General features: G+C 67.7%; 17 protein-coding genes. 11 read left to right on the top strand and 6 right to left on the bottom strand.

Annotation, left to right across the window (positions count from 1 at the left end; translation table 11 throughout):
* Positions 1-4: 4 nt before the first annotated feature.
* Positions 5-241: a hypothetical protein gene (locus SNE35_RS30630; RefSeq protein WP_320426866.1), complete on the bottom strand. Its 237-nt coding sequence runs from the start codon at positions 239-241 to the stop codon at positions 5-7.
* A 256-nt stretch (positions 242-497) separates the two neighbouring features.
* On the opposite strand from SNE35_RS30630, the gene SNE35_RS30635 reads away from it, so the two are divergent.
* The gene (locus SNE35_RS30635) at positions 498-755 is read left to right on the top strand and encodes a hypothetical protein (RefSeq protein WP_320426867.1); all 258 of its coding nucleotides are present in this window, start codon (positions 498-500) and stop codon (positions 753-755) included.
* Between the two features lies 1 nt (position 756).
* On the opposite strand, the gene SNE35_RS30640 is transcribed toward SNE35_RS30635, so the two are convergent.
* From SNE35_RS30640 to SNE35_RS30650, 3 genes are read right to left on the bottom strand one after another with little or no spacing between them, the layout of a single operon-like run.
* Positions 757-1,536 carry a metallophosphoesterase gene (locus tag SNE35_RS30640; protein ID WP_320426868.1) on the bottom strand — a complete coding sequence of 260 codons (780 nt, stop codon included), beginning with the start codon at positions 1,534-1,536 and terminating at the stop codon, positions 757-759.
* 14 nt (positions 1,537-1,550) lie between these two features.
* Positions 1,551-2,321, bottom strand: a complete 771-nt coding sequence (locus SNE35_RS30645; RefSeq protein ID WP_320426869.1) for a UPF0149 family protein — start codon at positions 2,319-2,321, stop codon at positions 1,551-1,553.
* Positions 2,318-3,286: a LysR family transcriptional regulator gene (locus SNE35_RS30650; RefSeq protein ID WP_320426870.1), complete on the bottom strand. Its 969-nt coding sequence runs from the start codon at positions 3,284-3,286 to the stop codon at positions 2,318-2,320. The genes SNE35_RS30645 and SNE35_RS30650 overlap by 4 nt, the downstream gene beginning before the upstream one ends.
* 132 nt (positions 3,287-3,418) lie before the next feature.
* Here SNE35_RS30650 and SNE35_RS30655 point away from each other — a divergent pair, with 132 nt between their 5' ends.
* Entirely contained in the window at positions 3,419-3,655 is a 237-nt protein-coding gene (locus SNE35_RS30655; RefSeq protein WP_320426871.1) for a hypothetical protein, read from the top strand.
* 63 nt (positions 3,656-3,718) lie between these two features.
* On the opposite strand, the gene SNE35_RS30660 is transcribed toward SNE35_RS30655, so the two are convergent.
* Positions 3,719-5,587 (bottom strand): phosphoenolpyruvate carboxykinase (GTP), encoded by a 1,869-nt coding sequence (locus SNE35_RS30660; protein WP_320426872.1) that lies wholly within the window; start codon positions 5,585-5,587, stop codon positions 3,719-3,721.
* A 275-nt stretch (positions 5,588-5,862) separates the two neighbouring features.
* Here SNE35_RS30660 and SNE35_RS30665 point away from each other — a divergent pair, with 275 nt between their 5' ends.
* From SNE35_RS30665 to SNE35_RS30680, 4 genes are all read left to right on the top strand, one after another.
* Entirely contained in the window at positions 5,863-6,675 is an 813-nt protein-coding gene (locus SNE35_RS30665) for a beta/gamma crystallin-related protein (protein WP_320426873.1), read from the top strand.
* Positions 6,676-6,719: 44 nt separating this feature from the next.
* Positions 6,720-7,274: a hypothetical protein gene (locus tag SNE35_RS30670; RefSeq protein ID WP_320426874.1), complete on the top strand. Its 555-nt coding sequence runs from the start codon at positions 6,720-6,722 to the stop codon at positions 7,272-7,274.
* A 50-nt stretch (positions 7,275-7,324) separates the two neighbouring features.
* A complete protein-coding gene (locus SNE35_RS30675) occupies positions 7,325-7,687 on the top strand; it encodes an RcnB family protein (protein WP_320426875.1) in 363 nt (120 codons plus the stop codon).
* 109 nt (positions 7,688-7,796) lie between these two features.
* Positions 7,797-8,582: an Npun_F0296 family exosortase-dependent surface protein gene (locus SNE35_RS30680; protein ID WP_320426876.1), complete on the top strand. Its 786-nt coding sequence runs from the start codon at positions 7,797-7,799 to the stop codon at positions 8,580-8,582.
* A 12-nt stretch (positions 8,583-8,594) separates the two neighbouring features.
* Here the strand turns inward: SNE35_RS30680 and SNE35_RS30685 are convergent, their stop codons facing one another.
* Entirely contained in the window at positions 8,595-10,700 is a 2,106-nt protein-coding gene (locus tag SNE35_RS30685; RefSeq protein WP_320426877.1) for a helicase-related protein, read from the bottom strand.
* A 573-nt stretch (positions 10,701-11,273) separates the two neighbouring features.
* Here SNE35_RS30685 and SNE35_RS30690 point away from each other — a divergent pair.
* The 5 genes from SNE35_RS30690 to SNE35_RS30710 are packed head-to-tail and all read left to right on the top strand — an operon-like array spanning position 11,274 to position 16,426.
* Entirely contained in the window at positions 11,274-11,954 is a 681-nt protein-coding gene (locus SNE35_RS30690) for a sugar transferase (protein ID WP_431312809.1), read from the top strand.
* Between the two features lies 1 nt (position 11,955).
* Positions 11,956-13,044 (top strand): glycosyltransferase, encoded by a 1,089-nt coding sequence (locus SNE35_RS30695; RefSeq protein WP_320426878.1) that lies wholly within the window; start codon positions 11,956-11,958, stop codon positions 13,042-13,044.
* Between the two features lie 45 nt (positions 13,045-13,089).
* Complete coding sequence (gene epsF, locus SNE35_RS30700; RefSeq protein WP_320426879.1) at positions 13,090-14,517, top strand: chain length determinant protein EpsF; 1,428 nt, start codon at positions 13,090-13,092, stop codon at positions 14,515-14,517.
* A 12-nt stretch (positions 14,518-14,529) separates the two neighbouring features.
* Entirely contained in the window at positions 14,530-15,429 is a 900-nt protein-coding gene (locus SNE35_RS30705; RefSeq protein ID WP_320426880.1) for a polysaccharide biosynthesis tyrosine autokinase, read from the top strand.
* A complete protein-coding gene (locus tag SNE35_RS30710) occupies positions 15,419-16,426 on the top strand; it encodes a glycosyltransferase family 2 protein (protein WP_320426881.1) in 1,008 nt (335 codons plus the stop codon). Before SNE35_RS30705 ends, SNE35_RS30710 begins: the two co-directional genes overlap by 11 nt.
* Position 16,427 lies beyond the last annotated feature (1 nt).

Genomic DNA, 16,427 nt, shown 5'->3' on the forward strand with positions numbered 1-16,427 from the left:
GGTCTCAGTTCAGGACGAAGACTGCGCGAACGGCAACGCCCGAAGCTGCCCGCTCGACAGGACGCGCGGCCAGATGAATGTCCCGGCGGTGCGACACCACCTGGGCCGGTAAGGAGGCCTTGCCGAGGATCGTGTGGTCGTCGGTGATCTCTTTCTGCACGGTTCCCGCCAGCCACAGCGACGCGCAGACGACGACGCCAATGGTGCCGGAGGCAAGCCATTTCAGAATTGCTTCATTCATGTGGTCAGGAAAGAGACAGGCGGGGTTTGGTAGGGCAAGGGCACGCAGCATGCCCAAAGCGATTCGTTTTCGGTACCCACCCGAAGGGGGAAAGGGGTTTCTACCAATATCGTACGTGAGGCGCGTGACTTCTTCGTTTCTTTTTCTTTTGATACGCGCTCTTACCTATCGTGCTTTTTTCCCAACTCCGCTGGTATTTCCACCTACTTCAGTGGGTACGGCGACGTTTCGTTCATGGACACTTGAAGCGTGGTGGATGGGCCGCCGCAACTCCATTCCTGTGAGGTCTGATATGCGATTCGCACCAGCAGCATTGCGTTTCTTCCGTCGCTCCTCCGCACAGGTTGTCGAGCAGGATCCGGCCGAAATGGGCACGGCGTTCGGCATGGAGGCGAGCCTGGAACCCGTTGAGGACTTCCGGCCCAGCGTTGGCGAGTACGGCCTGGAATCGCAGCAAGTGGCTGCGGCCGCAACGGCGGAATCTCCGCTGGCCTGGTTGAGCCGCCGCAGCTGATTTATTCGCCCGCTGCGAAGACTTCGATCAGCAGCTTCGGCGCGAATCCCGCCGCCTCTCCTTTTCGCTCATGCCCACGGGCATTGCAGACGACGCGCGTCGCGCCGATGCGGTAGTCGTGCTGGCAGTGCAGATGGCCATGCAGCCACAGCCGGGCACCCGGCATCAAGTCGTCATCCGCATTGCAGAAGCTGGCCGTACCGGGCTGTTTGCCGTAGCGCGGATCGGCGCTGCGCAGGCTCGGCGCGAAATGCGTGATGGCGACGGTGGCGTCCCACTCCGGCCCGCTCTCGTCGTGAGCCAGTTCCTCGGCAAGCCAGGCACGGCAGCGCAGCGCCTCATCGCGAACGGCCTCCGCGTCGAAGGGCTGGCCGTCGCGCGTTGACGCCATCACTCGCTGGAAATAGCCGGCGGCGCGCATCGCGCGTTCCCGCCCCGCCGGGCCGAAGACGTCGAAGTCGCTCCAGCGCGTGCTGCCGACGAAGCGAACGCGGCGTCCCTCGGCATCGATGCGGATGCAGGCCGAATCGTCGAGCAGGATGAAGCCCAGTTCCTCGGCCAGACGCTGAATGCCGGCCCGTGCTTCGTCGAAGTCGCGCCGGTCGTACTCGTGATTGCCGGGCACGTAGAGCACCGGCACGGGCCAGTCGGCAAAGCGGCGCAGGCCTGTCCAGCCGCTGTCGACGTCGCCGGCCAGCACCAGCAGTTCCGCGCCCGGCGCGGGTTCGGGCTGGTAGGCCTCGGTCTCCAGATGGAGATCCGAGAGCAGCTGCAATCGCATTGCTCAGTGCTTCGTCAGTTGGCGCCGTGGCACTGCTTGTACTTGCGGCCCGAGCCGCAATGGCAGGGGTCGTTGCGGCCGAGCTTGGGCGCGGCGCGGCGGATCGTCTCGACGGCATAGCGCCGCTGCTCGGTCAGGTCGCAGAGGTCGGCGACGCTGACGACCATCTCCTCGATCGCATCGTCCAGGTCCTTCAGCGGATGCTCGCGGTCCAGCGTGGCGACGATTTCCTTTTCCTCGTCCGTCTCGGCGGGCAGGTGGCGATACAGACGCGCCATCGCGGCCATCACGGCCTCGTCGTCCATCTCGGCCAGATCGGGGAAGCACAGGCAGGCATGCTGGAAGCCGGCGACCCAGGGCATCAGCGTGCGCGAGATCTTGCTCATGCCTGCGTAGGTTTCCTCGGCTGCGGCTTGTTCCGGATCGTCGGTGGGCGCGGCTGCCTGCGGTGCGTCTTCGTCCTCGTCCAGATCGAGCACGACCGGGTCGAACCAGCCGTCCTCGACGAGCTGCCGGTTCAGTGCCGCATGCCGGCGTTCGACCAGCTCGCGCACCTTCGCCAGCCAGGCCGGATCGGCGTCCTCGGGCAGCAGGCCGCCGTCGTAGTCGAAGATATTGGGCAGCCACTCGTCGATCTCGATCAGCCGCGGCTGCACCAGCACGCCGCAGAGGTAGCCGTCCAGCATGGAAGCGTCCAGCGCCTGCAGCGGCTCGGGCGTCGTGGCCAGGAGTTCGTCGAGTTCGGCGAACTCGGCGTCGGTCAGGTCGGTGTTGCGTGTGCTCATCCCGCAATTGTCGCCGCGGACTCGGCCTTGGCGCGACGGGCGGCTTCGATCAACCGTTCGCGCATCCAGCTCTCCGGGCCGCGGCCTTCGCTGCGTAGGTGCCACAGCATGTCCACCTCGACCGTATGCAGCGGCATCGGCAGCCGCTTCTCGATCAGCCGGCTCCGGTAGCCGGTGGCTTCGATGAAGGTCGAGGGCAGCACGGTCAGCAGATCGGAGTTCGAGACTACGCGGCCCGCGGTGAAGAACTGGTTGACCGTCAGCATCACGCGGCGCTTGCGCTGCAGCGCCGTGAGCGCCTCGTCGACGAAGCCATGCGCCCGGCCCGAGAAGCTCACCAGAAGGTGCTGCGCCGCGCAGAAGCGATCCAGGGTCAGCTCGACGCTGGCCAGCGGGTGATCCTTGCGCATCACGCAGACGTAGCTGCTCTCGTACAGCCGGTGTTGACGGATCCGTGGCGAATTGCCCTGCATGCCCTGCATCTGCAAGGCGGCGGTGACGCCCGGGAAGTAGCCCAGCGCGAAGTCGGCGTCGCCCTGTTCCAGCATGTCGCGCGGGTCGCGCGTCGTCAGCGGCAGCACGTGGACGTTGGCCAGGGCCTGGAGCTCCTCCAGCTGCGCTACCAGCGGCGGCAGGATCAACGCGGCAGTGGCGTCGGCCATCGCGATGCGGAAGGTGTGCTCCTGCTCGGTCGCTTCGTAGGTGCCGGGATCGAACAGGGCTTCCAGCCGGGCCAGGATCGTGCGCACCTCGGGCCACAGCGTCTCGGCGTGAGGCGTGGGCTTCATGCCGAAAGCCTGGCGGACGAACAGTTCCTCGCCGAGCGACTCGCGCAGCCGCTTCAGCGCATGGCTGACCGCGGGCTGCGTCATCGCCAGGCGCTCCGCAGTGCGGGTCAGATTGCGCTCGGCCATCAGCGCGTCGAACACCTTCAGCAGGTTCAGGTCGAGGTGGCGGAATTTCATGGCGTGAGCTCCCGTGACATGCGCACTGTTTATATGACTAATTCAAACAATTCATTTTTAACATGTCTAGGGTTTACCCCATAATTCGTTCTGTCGGTTCTACAGAGCCACTAACCAACCAAGGAAACAGCCATGAGCGTTGCTACGCAAACCTTTGGTCTGCCGCTGAGCCGCGGCGGTAACCAAGCCACTTCTTTCTTCGTCATCGGTGCCCGCGTGTGGCGCCGTGTGATCCTGTCGGTCCAGGCCAAGATGGCCGCCGCCGCCGAAGCCCGCGCCGAGCGCGAACTGCTGGCCCTGGCCGCACAGTACGAAAAGACGATGCCTTCGTTTGCCGCCGAACTGCGCGCCGCCAACACCCGTCGCTGATCTTCGCGCAGGAAACAAAAAAGCCCGCTGCTTCAGCGGGCTTTTTGCATTCCAGTCCGGCCTTTACAGCGCGGCCAGCCGGTTCTCGATCTTCGCCTTCGTCAGGGGCAGCGCCTCGGGCAGCTTGTTCGAGAGCTGGGTGAACAGCTCGGCGTGCAGGCCCAGCTCGGTCAGCCAGGCGGCCTTGTCTATGCCGGTGACCTGGGCGTACTGCTCGCGGCTGAAGGCGAGGCCGTCCCAGTTGATGTCGGCGTAGTTCGGCGTGACGCCGAACACGTTTTCCTCGCCCTGGCCCGTGCCTTCGATGCGGTCCAGCATCCACTTCAGCACGCGCATGTTCTCGCCGTAGCCGGGCCAGACGAACTTGCCGTCCGAGCCCTTGCGGAACCAGTTGACGCAGAAGATCTTCGGCAGCGTGCCGCCGGCGGCTTCGAGCTTTTCGCCGACCTTGAGCCAGTGCTGGAAGTAGTCAGCCATGTTGTAGCCGGTGAAGGGCAACATCGCGAACGGGTCGCGGCGCACGACGCCCTGCGCACCGCCGGCCGCGGCCGTGGTTTCCGAGCCCATCGTCGCGGCCATGTAGACGCCTTCGACCCAGTCGCGCGCCTCGGTCACCAGCGGAACGGTGGTCGAGCGGCGGCCGCCGAAAATGAAGGCGTCGATCGGCACGCCGGCCGGGTTGTCCCAGTCGGCGTCCAGCGCCGGGTTGTTGATGGCCGACACGGTGAAGCGGGCGTTCGGGTGCGCAGCCTTGGCGCCGGTCTCCTTGGCGATGGCCGGCGTCCAGTCCTTGCCTTGCCAGTCGATCAGGTGGGCCGGCGGCGTGTCGGTCATGCCTTCCCACCAGACGTCGCCCTCGTCGGTCAGCGCGACATTGGTGAAGATCACGTCGCGGCCGAGGCTGGCCATGCAATTGGCGTTGGTGAGCGCATTGGTGCCCGGCGCGACGCCGAAGTAGCCGGCCTCGGGGTTGATCGCGTGCAGCCGGCCGTCGGCGGCGGGCTTGATCCAGGCGATGTCGTCGCCGATCGTCGTCACCTTCCAGCCTTCGAACACCTTCGGCGCGATCAGCATCGCGAAGTTGGTCTTGCCGCAGGCGCTGGGGAAGGCGGCGGCGACGTGGAACTTCTTGCCGTCCGGCTTGGTGACGCCGAGGATCAGCATGTGCTCGGCCAGCCAGCCTTCCTCGCGGCCCATCGTCGAGGCGATGCGCAGCGCGAAGCACTTCTTGCCCAGCAGCGCGTTGCCGCCGTAGCCGGAGCCGTAGGACCAGATCTCACGCGTCTCCGGGTAGTGGACGATGTACTTGGTCTTGTTGCAGGGCCACTTCACGTCGGCCTGGCCCGGCTCCAGCGGCGCGCCGACCGTGTGCACGCAGGGCACGAAGTCGCCGTCCTCGCCCAGCACGTCGAGCACCGCGCGGCCCATGCGGGTCATGATGCGCATGTTCACGGCCACGTAGGGGCTGTCGGAGAGCTCCACGCCGATGTGCGCGATCGGCGAGCCCAGCGGGCCCATGCTGAACGGCACCACGTACAGCGTGCGGCCGCGCATCGCGCCGCGGAACAGCGCGTCGTTTCCGGTCTGCAGCAGCTCGCGCATCTCGGCGGGCGCCTTCCAGTTGTTCGTCGGGCCGGCGTCTTCCTGGCGCGCCGAGCAGATGAAGGTGCGGTCTTCCACGCGGGCGACGTCGCTCGGGTCGGAGCAGGCGAGGTAGCTGTTCGGACGCAAGTCGGGGTTGAGCTTCTTGAACGTGCCGCCGTCCACCAGTTGCTGGCAGAGCCGGTCGTACTCGGCGGCGCTGCCGTCGCACCAGTAGACGTCGCGGGCCTCGGTCAGCGCGGCGACCTCGGCGACCCAGGCGATCAGCCGTGCGTGTTTCAGGTGTGCGGGTACGTTCAGCCGCAGCCCTTCCATCGTGGGCAGGTTCATGGTGAGTTTCCTTTGATTACATGAAAGCGAGATTGGGTCAGCCTCGCAGAAAGCGGGGCTGACCCAATGACACGGGTCGGGATCGGCATTCTGCTTTGAATGTAATCACGCTGTAACCTCCGCGAATGGCGGGGTTATGCAAAACGGGAATGGATTCATGCGTGGGTGCGCCGGGCCGTAGGACGACTACTACGGTTCCCCGCGGCACCGTCCGCTATTCGCCCGATCGCCGGCCGCCCACACTGCTTTTCATCGGAGTCATTGGAGATACCGAGATGAAAAAGACCTCTTTGCTTTTGAGCGGTGCGCTGGCCGCCGCAGGCCTGATGGCCGCCAGTAACGCGATGGCCGACATCACTTTCTATGCCGGCGAGAACTTCAACGGACCGTCCTTCACGACCGAGCGCCAAGTGCGCGACATGGAACGCTACGGCTTCAATGACCGCGCCTCGTCGCTGACCGTGGGGCAGGACCGCTGGGAAGTCTGCGAAAACGCCGGCTTCCAGGGCCGTTGCGTGATCGTGCGCCCCGGCAACTACCCGTCGCTGCGTGCGATCGGCCTGAACGACCGCATCTCGTCGGTGCGCATGATCGAGCGCGATGCGAGCGATCCGCCGCCCCCGCCGCCGTCCGTTTCCTACTACGACGCCCGCCCGCGCCATGGCGAGCGCCTCTTTGAAGCGGACGTCGTGGCCGTCCACGCCGTGGTCGGCCCGCCCGAGCGGCGCTGCTGGGTCGAGCGTGAACGCGTGTCCGAAGACAACGGCAACCGTGCCGGCGGCGCGATCGCCGGTGCGCTGATCGGCGGCATCCTGGGCCACCAGATCGGTGGTGGATCGGGCCGCGACCTGGCGACGGCCGGCGGTGCCGTGGCCGGCGCGGTGGTCGGCTCCAACGTGGCCGGCAACAACGACCGCGTCGTGAGCCAGAACGTCGAGCGTTGCCGCACGACACCCGCTTCGACACGCCCCGACTACTGGGACGTGACCTACAGCTTCCGCGGCATCGAGCACCGCGTGCAGATGACGGAGCCGCCGGGCGCGACGGTCACGGTGAATCGTGACGGCGAACCGCGCCTCAACGGCTGATCCCGCCAACAGGCAAATACTCCACCAACCCAGAGGTAAGCATCATGAAACAAACGCAACTCAATCTCCGCGCTAGCCTGTTCACTGCCGCCCTGTTGGCCCTGCCGATCGGCCAGGCGCTGGCCATGGATCACAGCGAGTACGCCGCCGGCAAGTCGCGCATCGAGGACGCCTACAAGGCCGACAAGGCGGGCTGCAAGTCGCTCAGCGGCAACGGCAAGGACGTCTGCATGGAAGAGGCCAAGGCCAAGGAGAAAGTCGCCAAGGCCGAGCTGGAGCACGACTACACGGGCAAGGAGTCCGATTGGGTCAAGGTCCTGAAGACCCGTGCCGAGACCACCTATGACGTCGCCAAGGAGCGCTGCGACGACCAGGCCGGCAACAACAAGGACGTCTGCGTCAAGGAAGCCAAGGCCGCCAAGGAAAGCGCGCTGGCCGATGCCAAGGCCAGCAAGAAGATCCATGACGCGCGGGCCGATGCCGCCGACCAGAAGCGCGACGCGGATTACAAGGTAGCAACCGAGAAGTGCGATGCTCTGGCGGGCGATGCCAAGAGCAGCTGCATTGCCCAGGCCAAGGCGAACTTCGGCAAGAGCTGAGTCAGTAAGCCCCGCCCACTAGCTGTAAATCAGACGGAAGGAATTTCCACATGAGCAAGACCACCACGAAAAAGATGATCGCGAGCGCGCTCGCTGCCGTACTGACGCTGGGCGCTGCCGGCGGTGCCTTCGCGCAGCGCCATGACCGCGACGATCATCACGACCACGATCGCGACAACCACGAGTACTCGCACCGCGCCGACATGCGCCGCGGCGCCGGCCCCAACCACGACATCTGGGTCGGCCGCAGGGTGCCGACCGAGTACCGCCAGCGCTCCTACGTCGTCGACGACTGGCGCGGCCACCACCTGCGCCAGCCGCCGCGCGGCTACCACTGGGTGCAGAGCGGCTCCGACTACCTGCTGGTCGCCGTTGCTACGGGCCTGATCGCCTCTGCGATTCTTAACAACTAAGACAAGCACGCGCAACGCAAGGCATGCCGATTGCCTTGCAGCGGGGCCCCGAGTCATCTCCGGGCCCCTTTTCTTTTGCCCAACGTTTCTTGCCCAACGCGAGGTGCCCATGAAGACTGTCTTCTTCTCGTCCGCCCTGCTGGCAGCCGCGCTGTCCGTCACGCCGGCCGCTCACGCCGGCGTCTCGATCAGCGTGGGGCCGCACCAGAGCGATGCCACCTCGGGGAAGATCTCCCCGTACTGGGGGCTGCCCAACGTCTTCATGGAAACCTTCGACCTGCCCGGCGGTGGGTGCGGGCTGAACGGCCCGCCGCAATCGGTGGCCGGTGGGCCGTGGGGCATCGTCAAGGGTTCGCTGCAGGGGGCGTACGCCGCACCGGCCGGCGACTCCTCCTGCTACGCCTACGCACCTGTCTATCAGGGGCAGGGCATGTATGCCGGCTCCGCGCTGCCTGCCGATGCGCCGGTCGGAGCCCTCTCGGCGGTGGACATCCTTTACCAGCCGCTGATCGACTCACTGCCGGCGGGAACGCAACTGAACTACGTCGGCCTTTACTACGGCTCAATCGACCACTACGACAAGCTGGAGTTCTACTCCGGCACCACGTTGGTGGCGACGGTGAGCGGCACGAGCATCCTTGATGCCTGCGGCTCCTGCACGCCCGGCGACCGGACCAGCGACGCGACGAACGCCTTCGTCAACCTGTACTTCACGCCGGACATCGCCTTCAACCGCTTGCGTTTCGTCACCTATGGCGTCGCTGTCGAGGTAGACAACGTGGCGGTCGGCTTCGACGTCACCCCGGTGCCCGAGCCGCCGGCGGTGGTGCTGGCCGGCGCGGGCCTGGCGACGCTGCTGTGGATCGCGCGCCGGCGGCGCTCGCCGCGTAAGTAGAGCGCGGGCTAGCTAGCGGCGGGCCTGGCGCCCGCCGAGCGCCTGCCACAGCGGCTTCTTCGCCTTCAGGTGGCGCTCGATGCCGTCGTTGAGCCGGCCGCGCAAGTCAACCACCTCGTCCACCCGGCCGTAGATCCCCGGGAAGCGCAGGTCCAGCCACAGCCACAAGGTGCAGGAGCGCAGCGCCTGCTCCATCCGCTCCAGGCGGCTGTGCTCGTCCACGTCGGCCAGGAACCAGGGCTCGCCGGCGCGGCCGTTGCGCGCATGGCCGTCCGCCCACTCCAGGTACTCCATCAGCTGCGCGGGCGTGCGCGTGTCCACCGGCGCCTGCGCATAGATGAAGCGCGCCTTCAGCGGCAGCCGGCCGGCGTTGCGGTCCAGCGCCTCGGCCAGCTCCAGCATCTGCTCCAGCTCGGCCACGGCGAAATGCGCGTCGTCCAGTCGCAGCTGCGCCACGAACACGTCCAGCACCGCGCGCAGCCGGTTCAGGTCCAGGCGCTGCGCGATCGTCTCCACATGCCACCAGTTCGGCGCCACCGCGGCCTTGAAGTCGCGCGGCGCCCGGGGCGTCTTCGCCATCGCTTCCTTCAGGCCGCGCGCGGCCGTCGGCTCGGCTTCGCGCAGCACGCCGGCGAAGCCTTCGTCGTGGATGCCGTAGCGGCCCGCGCGGCCGGCGATCTGGTGCGTCTCCGACACCGACAGCTCGCGGTCGGACTGGCCGTCGAATTTCGTCATCGTGCTGAACAGCACGCGGCGGATCGGCAGGTTCAGGCCCATGCCGATCGCATCGGTGGCGACGAGGATGTGCGAGGCGCCCTGCGCGAAGCGCTCGGCCTCGCGCCGCCGCACCTCCGGCGGCAGCGCGCCGTAGATCACCGAGACCGGATGGCCGCTCTGCGCGATCTGGTCGCGCAGCATCAGGACCTCGCGGCGGCTGAAGGCCACCACCGCGTCGCCGCGCAGCAGTGAGGCGATCGGCACCGGGCCCGGCAGCAGCTGCACCTCCTGCTTGCGTTCGAACTCGCGCACCGTGCAGGACTCGCCGCACAGGCCCAGCAGCTGCTCGATCGCCGGCACCGCGTAGGCCGAGCAGATGATGATCAGCTCGTTCGCCGGCACCGCCGTGATCGCCTGCGTCCAGGCCCAGCCGCGATAGGTGTCGAACAGCATCTGCGCCTCATCGATCACCGCCACGTCGACCGGCCGAGCCGTGTCCACCATCTCGATCGTGCTGGACACGATGCGCGCATCGGGCAGCGGCACGTTCTCCTCGCCGGTCAGCAGCGAGCAGGGCACGCCGCGCGCGACCAGGCGGTCGCGCCCTTCCAGCGCCAGCAGCCGCAGCGGCGCGAGATAGGCGCCGCGGTGCGCCTGCGCGAGCTGCTCGAAAGCCGCGTGCGTCTTGCCGCTGTTGGGCGGGCCGACGAACAGGGTCACCGTGCGTTGCATCCGCCGTGCGGTCTCGAAGCTGTCCGGGTAGCCGCGGAAGGCCAGGTCCTGGTTCAAGGCGGCCAGCGCATTGAGCTCGGCCACATGGCTCTCCCAGCGGTCCTGCGCACGCGTGCAGGCGTTCTTCAGCGCGGCCAGATCCTGCGGGATCGCGCACTCGGCCTGCAGGCGCGGCAGCAGCGTGTCGACCTGCGCCGAGTCGCCGGCCATGCTGCGCGCGACGAGTGCCTGCAGATGCGCGAGCAGCTCCTGCGCATGTTCATAGGCGGGCCGCTGGCCGATCGCGGCCTTCAGCGCGTGCATGTCGCCCTCGCGGTAGAAGCGCCAGACGGGGGCTGCCTCATCGAGCGCCACCCGGTAGGCCACCGTCAGCTGCGCGCCGGCAGGCTCGGCCAGCTTCAGCACCTGCTTGCACAGCCGCGCCCAGGTCGTGCCCTCGCGCACCAGGCCCAGTGCTTCGAGCTGGGCCGTGCGCTGCTGCATCAGCGCCCGCACGGTGGGGGCCGTGCCGACGGCATCAATGTGCTGCAGCGCCGATTCGATCAGCGCCGGCGCGATCCAGCGGCTCGGCCGTGCGCCGGACACCGCCTTCTGGATCATCACCAGCCCGAGCCGGTCCAGTCGTTCCTCGCCGTCATCGATGCCCTCCAGGTCGGCGGGCGAAATCACCTGCGGTAATTGATAGGCCGACTGGCGGATGCGCTGCCATTGCTCGGCCGTGACGTCACTCGGAATGCGGGCCAGATGCCGCGCATGCGGAAGCGAGAGAGGGGTGGGGGCAGGGGATGAAATCTCGGGCACGAGAGCGATGAAACCAGCGATGAAACCAGGAGAGGGCGGCGCAAGCCTTGCCGTCATTCTTACCGAAGCGCCTCGACCCAAGCTGATCTTGCACAGTGTGGATGTGTTCGTCGAGGCATGAAATGCACCGCTGAAACTCGTCGTTAGGCGATTTCGGGGATGGCTCCTTAATTTTAAGTAACAAGCCGGAGGCATCGCCGCCGTCACGATGCATTTGTGCAGTGCATCAAAACGAATTTGTGCACTGCAGCGAAGACGCCCGTGCACATCGAAGGTTCCTGCTGATCCGACCTGGCGCCGAACACTCGCCGATTGGTGCGTCGCACGCATCACTGGGGCGGCATGCGCTGGCTTGGGGCGTTACTTTTTCACGGAACGTGGCGCGCTGTTTGCAAAGAGACCCCCGTCTGTCCACCAAACCAGATGTACGGGAGATGGTCCATGAACGCTGCCAATTTTGTGGCGCAAGCCCAAGACGTCCACGCTGTCGCTGACGCCGGGCTTCAGAGGCTGCGCGATGCAGTCGAACTGCGGCTCAACCAGGCCGCTGCGCTGATTCTTTTAACACTGCTGAGCCCGCTGATGCTGGTCGTCGCCTGGCTGATCTGGCGACGCGATGGCGCGCCGATCTTCTTCGGCCACTACCGCGTCGGCCTTGACGGCCGGCTGTTCCGCTGCCTCAAGTTCCGCTCGATGCTGCTGGACGCCGACCGCGCGCTCGCCGACCTGCTGCGCGACGACCCCGCCGCGCGTGCCGAATGGGAGCGCGACCAGAAGCTGACGAACGACCCGCGCATCACGCCGGTGGGCCACTTCCTGCGCAAGACCAGCCTCGACGAGCTGCCGCAGCTGTTCAACGTGCTGCGCGGCGAGATGAGCCTCGTCGGCCCGCGGCCGATCACCGTCGGCGAGCTGCCGCGCTACGGCCGCACGCGTTGGCACTACCTCAGCGTGCGTCCTGGCATCACGGGCCTCTGGCAGGTCAGCGGCCGCAACAACACCAGCTACGAAGAGCGCGTGGCGCTCGATCGCCGCTATGTGGAGCAACGCTCGATGGCCGGCGATGTCGGCATCCTGCTGAAGACCGTACGAGTGGTGTTGCTCCGCGAAGGCGCGCGCTGACATGCGCCGCGCACTTGAAATAGAAGTCCCCGGCAAGGTCGTCCACGTGGTGGGCAACCTCACCGACGAGGTGTTCAGCTTCCTCGGCCCCGCGGCCCAGGCGGTGGCGCGCAGCGGGCGCGAGCAGGCGGTCGTGATGATCGACCAGTCGCGCTACCGGCACCATCTCGCCCGGCTGCACGAGTCGGCCGAGCTGGCGCTGGTGCCCAGCGAGCGCAACCCGTTCAAGCAGTGGACGGCGCTGCATCAGGCCTGCTGCACGCAGTTCGCGCGCGGGCCGCTGCATGCGGTGCACTTCCATGGATTGATGCCGGCGCTGGTTGGCTCGCAGGCGGTGCGCGCGGTGCCGGGCGCGCGGAATGCGCCGGTGTTTTTCTCGCCGCACGGCTCGATCTCACTGGGCAGCTCGCTCGGCGGGCTGGGCCGGTTGCTGCGCACGGTCGTCGGCTCGGCGCGCGGTTCGGCCATCGTCAACCAGCCGCAGGAGAGCCGCCAGTTCGAGGACTGGCCCTCGTCCGAGCTGGTCGAAAGCCCGGTCGCCGAGCTGTTCTTCGAGCTGGTGCGCAAGGAGGCCCGCCATCCGCTGATCGTCACTGGCGGCCGCTCGCAGAGCCCGCGCAGCGCCGAGCTGCTGGCGCAGCTGGCCGTGCTGCTCAGCGGCACCGACCTGCGCATCAGCTTCAACTGGATCGGCGACGTCGACGAGGTCTCGCGCGTGCGCTTGAACGCCGCCGGCGTCAGCGTGTTCGATGTCGACGGCGACGCCGAATGCGCCGCGCGGCTGGCGCCGGGCTGGGTCTACCTCGCGCCTGTCGCGGCACGCGGCTTCCCGCTGTTCCTGGCCGAGGCGATGGCCGCGGGCCTGCCTTGCGTCGTGTTCGATTGCGGGCCGCACCGCGAGCTGATCAGCGAGGGCGAAAGCGGCTTCCTCTGCACGACCGAGCGCCAGATGATCGAGCGCATCGCCGCGCTGATCGACGACGCGGCGCTGCGCCAGCGGCTCGGCCGCGCGGCGCAGGCTGCAGCCAAGGCGCGCTTCGGCGAATCGCAGTTCGGCACCAAGCTGCTCGCGGCCTATGCGCTTGAATAGCGCGATACCTGAGCGGATGGCTCGCTTGTTGCTTCGGAGCTGCGCATGAGCTTTGCACAACTGCTCCTGGTGCTGCGGGCGCGCTGGCGTTCCGCGCTGGCCGTGCTGCTGGTCGTGACCTTGCTCGTCGCCGGCGCGACCCTGGTGCTGCCGAACAAGTACACGGCCACGTCCTCCGTCGTGCTGGACGTCAAGTCGCCCGACCCGATCGCCGGCGTCGTGCTGCCGGGCATGACGGTGTCCAGCTACATGGGCACGCAGGTCGAGGTGCTGCAGAGCGAGCGTGTGCTGCGCAAGGCGGTCGACGCGATGGGTTCGACTCGCGACCCCGCGTTGCGTGGGCAGTGGGAAGCCGCGACCGGCGGCCGCGGCGACTTCGCGGCCTGGCTGGCCGCGGGCATCGGGCGCAACCTTGATGTGCGGCCGGGCAAGGACTCTAACGTCGTGCAGGTCTCGTACACCGCGCGCGATCCCGAGCTGGCCGCAACGATCGCCAACGCCGTCGTCAAGGGCTATATCGAGACGACGCTGGAGCTGCGCACCGAGCCGGCCAAGCAGTTCAGCCAGCTGTTCGACGAGAGCACCAAGAACCTGCGCGAGGCCCTGGAGGCCGCGCAGGCCAAGCTGTCGGACTTCCAGAAGCGCAGCGGCATCATCGCCACCGACGAGCGGCTCGACGTCGAGAACAACCGCCTGGCCGAGCTGTCCACGCAGATGGTGGCGCTGCAGGGCCAGGTGGACGATTCGCGCAGCCGCGACAGCCAGGCCCGCACGCGCGGCGACCAGATGCAGGAAGTCGTCACCAACCAGATGGTGATGACGCTCAGCTCGCAGCTCGCCACGCAGGAGGCCAAGCTGCAGGAACTGAGCGCCCGCTATGGCGACGCCTACCCGCAGGTGGCCGAGCTGAAGGCCAATATCGACGAACTGCGCAAGCGCCTGAACGCCGAGCGCTCGCGCATCGCCGGCAGCCTGAACGTCAACAACTCGGTCAACCAGTCGCGCCTGGCCGAGCTGCGCCAGTCGCTGGACGATCAGCGCGCCAAGGTCTCGCGCATCAAGTTGCTGCGCGACGATGCGCTGGTGCTGCAGCGCGACGTCGAGAACGCCCAGAAGGCCTTCGACGCCGGCTTCAGCCGCAAGAGCCAGAGCGCGCTGGAGAGCCAGGCGACGCAGACCAACGTCTCCATCATCCGCACGGCCACGCCGCCGCCGTTCCCGTCCTCGCCGCGCACCAACCTCAACATCGCCGTCGGCCTGCTGATCGGCTTGGTGCTGGGCCTGCTGACGGCCATCGTGCGCGAGCGCCGTGACTGGCGTCTGCGCCTGGACGAGGACGTCACCGACGGCCTGCGCTACCCGCTGCTGGGCGTGATGCCCGACGGCGACAAGGCCCGCATCGGCCACCGCACGGCGGCCTGGCGCGGTGCGCTGGATCGCGTGCTCGGTCGCACTCAACTGATCGGTTCCTGAACAGCGATGAATATGCGATCTCCCGTCGAACTGAAGGCCGTCTCCAACCCGCCGCCCGCGGCGCAGGAGCCCCGCGTGGTCGACCGCAGCATCGGCGATTTCATCGGCGAGCTGCGCCAGCTCAGCAATGCGCAGATCGAGCAGGTGTTGGCCTACCAGCGCAAGCACGGCGTGCGCTTCGGCGAGGCCGCGGTGGCGCTGGCGCTGGCCACGCGCGAAGACGTGATGTGGGCGCTGTCCAAGCAGTTCCACTATCCCTATGCCTCCGGCGACGGCGCGCGCTTCAACCCCGAGCTGGTCGCCGCGATCGATCCGTTCAACCCACAGACCGAGGCCTTCCGCGGCATCCGCAGCCAGCTGATGATGGGCGCGATGGCGGCCGACCAGCCCAAGCGCGCGCTGGCGCTGCTGAGCCCCGACACCGGCGACGGCAAGACCTTCTTCGCCGCCAACCTGGCGATCGTGTTCAGCCAACTCGGCGCCAAGACCTTGCTGATCGATGCCGACATGCGCACGCCGCGCCAGCACCAGCTCTTCGACATCCCGCACGAGACGGGCCTGTCCAGCGTGCTCTCGGGCCGCGCCGAGGCCAACGTCGTGCGGCCTGTGCCTGACCTGCCGAGCCTCTACGTGATGCCCGTCGGCGCGGTGCCGCCGAACCCGCTGGAGCTGCTGCAGCGGCCCGCCTTCGGCCTGCTGGTGCACGAGCTGCTTGCCAAGTTCGACCACGTGATCGTCGACACCCCGGCCAGCATCTACGGCGCCGACTCGCGCGTGCTGGCCGCCAAGTGCGGCCTGGCGATGGTGGTGGCGCGGCGCAGCGTCAGCCGCATGAAGTCGGTCCACGGCCTGGTGTCCGAGATCACGCGCGGCGCGGTGCAGTTCGCGGGGATGGTCGTCAATGAACATTGAACAACGCGTGCTGCTCGTGATCCCGACGCTCAACGAGGCGCGCGGCATCGAGGGCGTGATCGCGCGCCTGCTCGACGACGCGCCGCCCGAGCTGCGCATCGTCGTCGCCGATGGCGGCAGCAGCGACGGCACGCCGGAACTCGTGCAGAAGCTGGCGCAGCAGGAGCCCCGCCTCTCGCTGCTGCACAACCCGCGCCGCATCCAGAGCGCGGCGGTCAACCTCGCCGTGCAGCGCTTCGGCTCCGAGGCCGAGGTGCTGGTGCGCTGCGACGCGCACGCCGGCTATCCGGCCGGCTTCGTGCGCAGCCTGCTGGCGACGCTGGAGCGCAGTGGTGCCGATGCGGTCGTCGTGCCGATGGATTCGCAGGGTGAGACCTGCTTCCAGCGCGCCGTCGCCTGGGTGTCGAACACGGCGCTGGGCACCGGCGGTTCGGCGCACCGCGGCGGCCGCCGCAGCGGCTTCGTCGACCACGGCCATCACGCGGCCTTCCGCATGGCCTCGTTCCGCCGCGCCGGCGGCTACGACGAGAGCTTCACGCACAACGAGGACGCCGAGCTGGACTGCCGCCAGCGCGGACTCGGCAGCCGCATTTGGCTCGATGCCGACATCCGTCTCGACTACGCGCCGCGCGCCACGCCGGCCGGCCTCGCGCGCCAGTACTTCGCCTATGGCCGCGGCCGTTCGCGCACGGTGCGCCGGCATCCCGGCTCGATGCGCGCGCGCCAACTGGCCCTGCCCGTCAACCTGGTCCTGCTGGTGCTGTGCACCGCGCTGAGCCCCTGGCTGCCGCTGCTGGCCGCCTGGCCGCTCGCTTACCTGGCCGTGTTGGCGCTGGGATCGTTGCAGATCGCCCTGCGCCAGCGCTCGGCCTGCGGCCTGCTGGCCGGCGCGGCCGCCGCGACCATGCATCTCGCCTGGGCCGCGGGCTTCCTGTCCGGCCTGACGCTGATCCGCGAGACGCGCTGGCTTCCCGTGCAAAGTTTCAACCAGCCCTAGC

Source organism: Roseateles agri (assembly GCF_034043675.1).
Classification (GTDB): domain Bacteria; phylum Pseudomonadota; class Gammaproteobacteria; order Burkholderiales; family Burkholderiaceae_C; genus KK5.

Excerpts from the sequence above, each read along its gene's own strand:
- SNE35_RS30680 (WP_320426876.1), top strand. The coding sequence starts at position 7,797 with ATGAAGACTGTCTTCTTCTCGTCCGCCCTGCTGGCAGCCGCGCTGTCC.
- SNE35_RS30650 (WP_320426870.1), bottom strand. The coding sequence starts at position 3,286 with ATGAAATTCCGCCACCTCGACCTGAACCTGCTGAAGGTGTTCGACGCG.
- SNE35_RS30670 (WP_320426874.1), top strand. The coding sequence starts at position 6,720 with ATGAAACAAACGCAACTCAATCTCCGCGCTAGCCTGTTCACTGCCGCC.
- SNE35_RS30635 (WP_320426867.1), top strand. The coding sequence starts at position 498 with ATGGGCCGCCGCAACTCCATTCCTGTGAGGTCTGATATGCGATTCGCA.
- SNE35_RS30705 (WP_320426880.1), top strand. The coding sequence starts at position 14,530 with ATGCGATCTCCCGTCGAACTGAAGGCCGTCTCCAACCCGCCGCCCGCG.
- SNE35_RS30645 (WP_320426869.1), bottom strand. The coding sequence starts at position 2,321 with ATGAGCACACGCAACACCGACCTGACCGACGCCGAGTTCGCCGAACTC.
- SNE35_RS30710 (WP_320426881.1), top strand. The coding sequence starts at position 15,419 with ATGAACATTGAACAACGCGTGCTGCTCGTGATCCCGACGCTCAACGAG.
- SNE35_RS30675 (WP_320426875.1), top strand. The coding sequence starts at position 7,325 with ATGAGCAAGACCACCACGAAAAAGATGATCGCGAGCGCGCTCGCTGCC.
- SNE35_RS30690 (WP_431312809.1), top strand. The coding sequence starts at position 11,274 with ATGAACGCTGCCAATTTTGTGGCGCAAGCCCAAGACGTCCACGCTGTC.
- SNE35_RS30655 (WP_320426871.1), top strand. The coding sequence starts at position 3,419 with ATGAGCGTTGCTACGCAAACCTTTGGTCTGCCGCTGAGCCGCGGCGGT.
- epsF (WP_320426879.1), top strand. The coding sequence starts at position 13,090 with ATGAGCTTTGCACAACTGCTCCTGGTGCTGCGGGCGCGCTGGCGTTCC.
- SNE35_RS30695 (WP_320426878.1), top strand. The coding sequence starts at position 11,956 with ATGCGCCGCGCACTTGAAATAGAAGTCCCCGGCAAGGTCGTCCACGTG.
- SNE35_RS30640 (WP_320426868.1), bottom strand. The coding sequence starts at position 1,536 with ATGCGATTGCAGCTGCTCTCGGATCTCCATCTGGAGACCGAGGCCTAC.
- SNE35_RS30630 (WP_320426866.1), bottom strand. The coding sequence starts at position 241 with ATGAATGAAGCAATTCTGAAATGGCTTGCCTCCGGCACCATTGGCGTC.
- SNE35_RS30660 (WP_320426872.1), bottom strand. The coding sequence starts at position 5,587 with ATGAACCTGCCCACGATGGAAGGGCTGCGGCTGAACGTACCCGCACAC.
- SNE35_RS30665 (WP_320426873.1), top strand. The coding sequence starts at position 5,863 with ATGAAAAAGACCTCTTTGCTTTTGAGCGGTGCGCTGGCCGCCGCAGGC.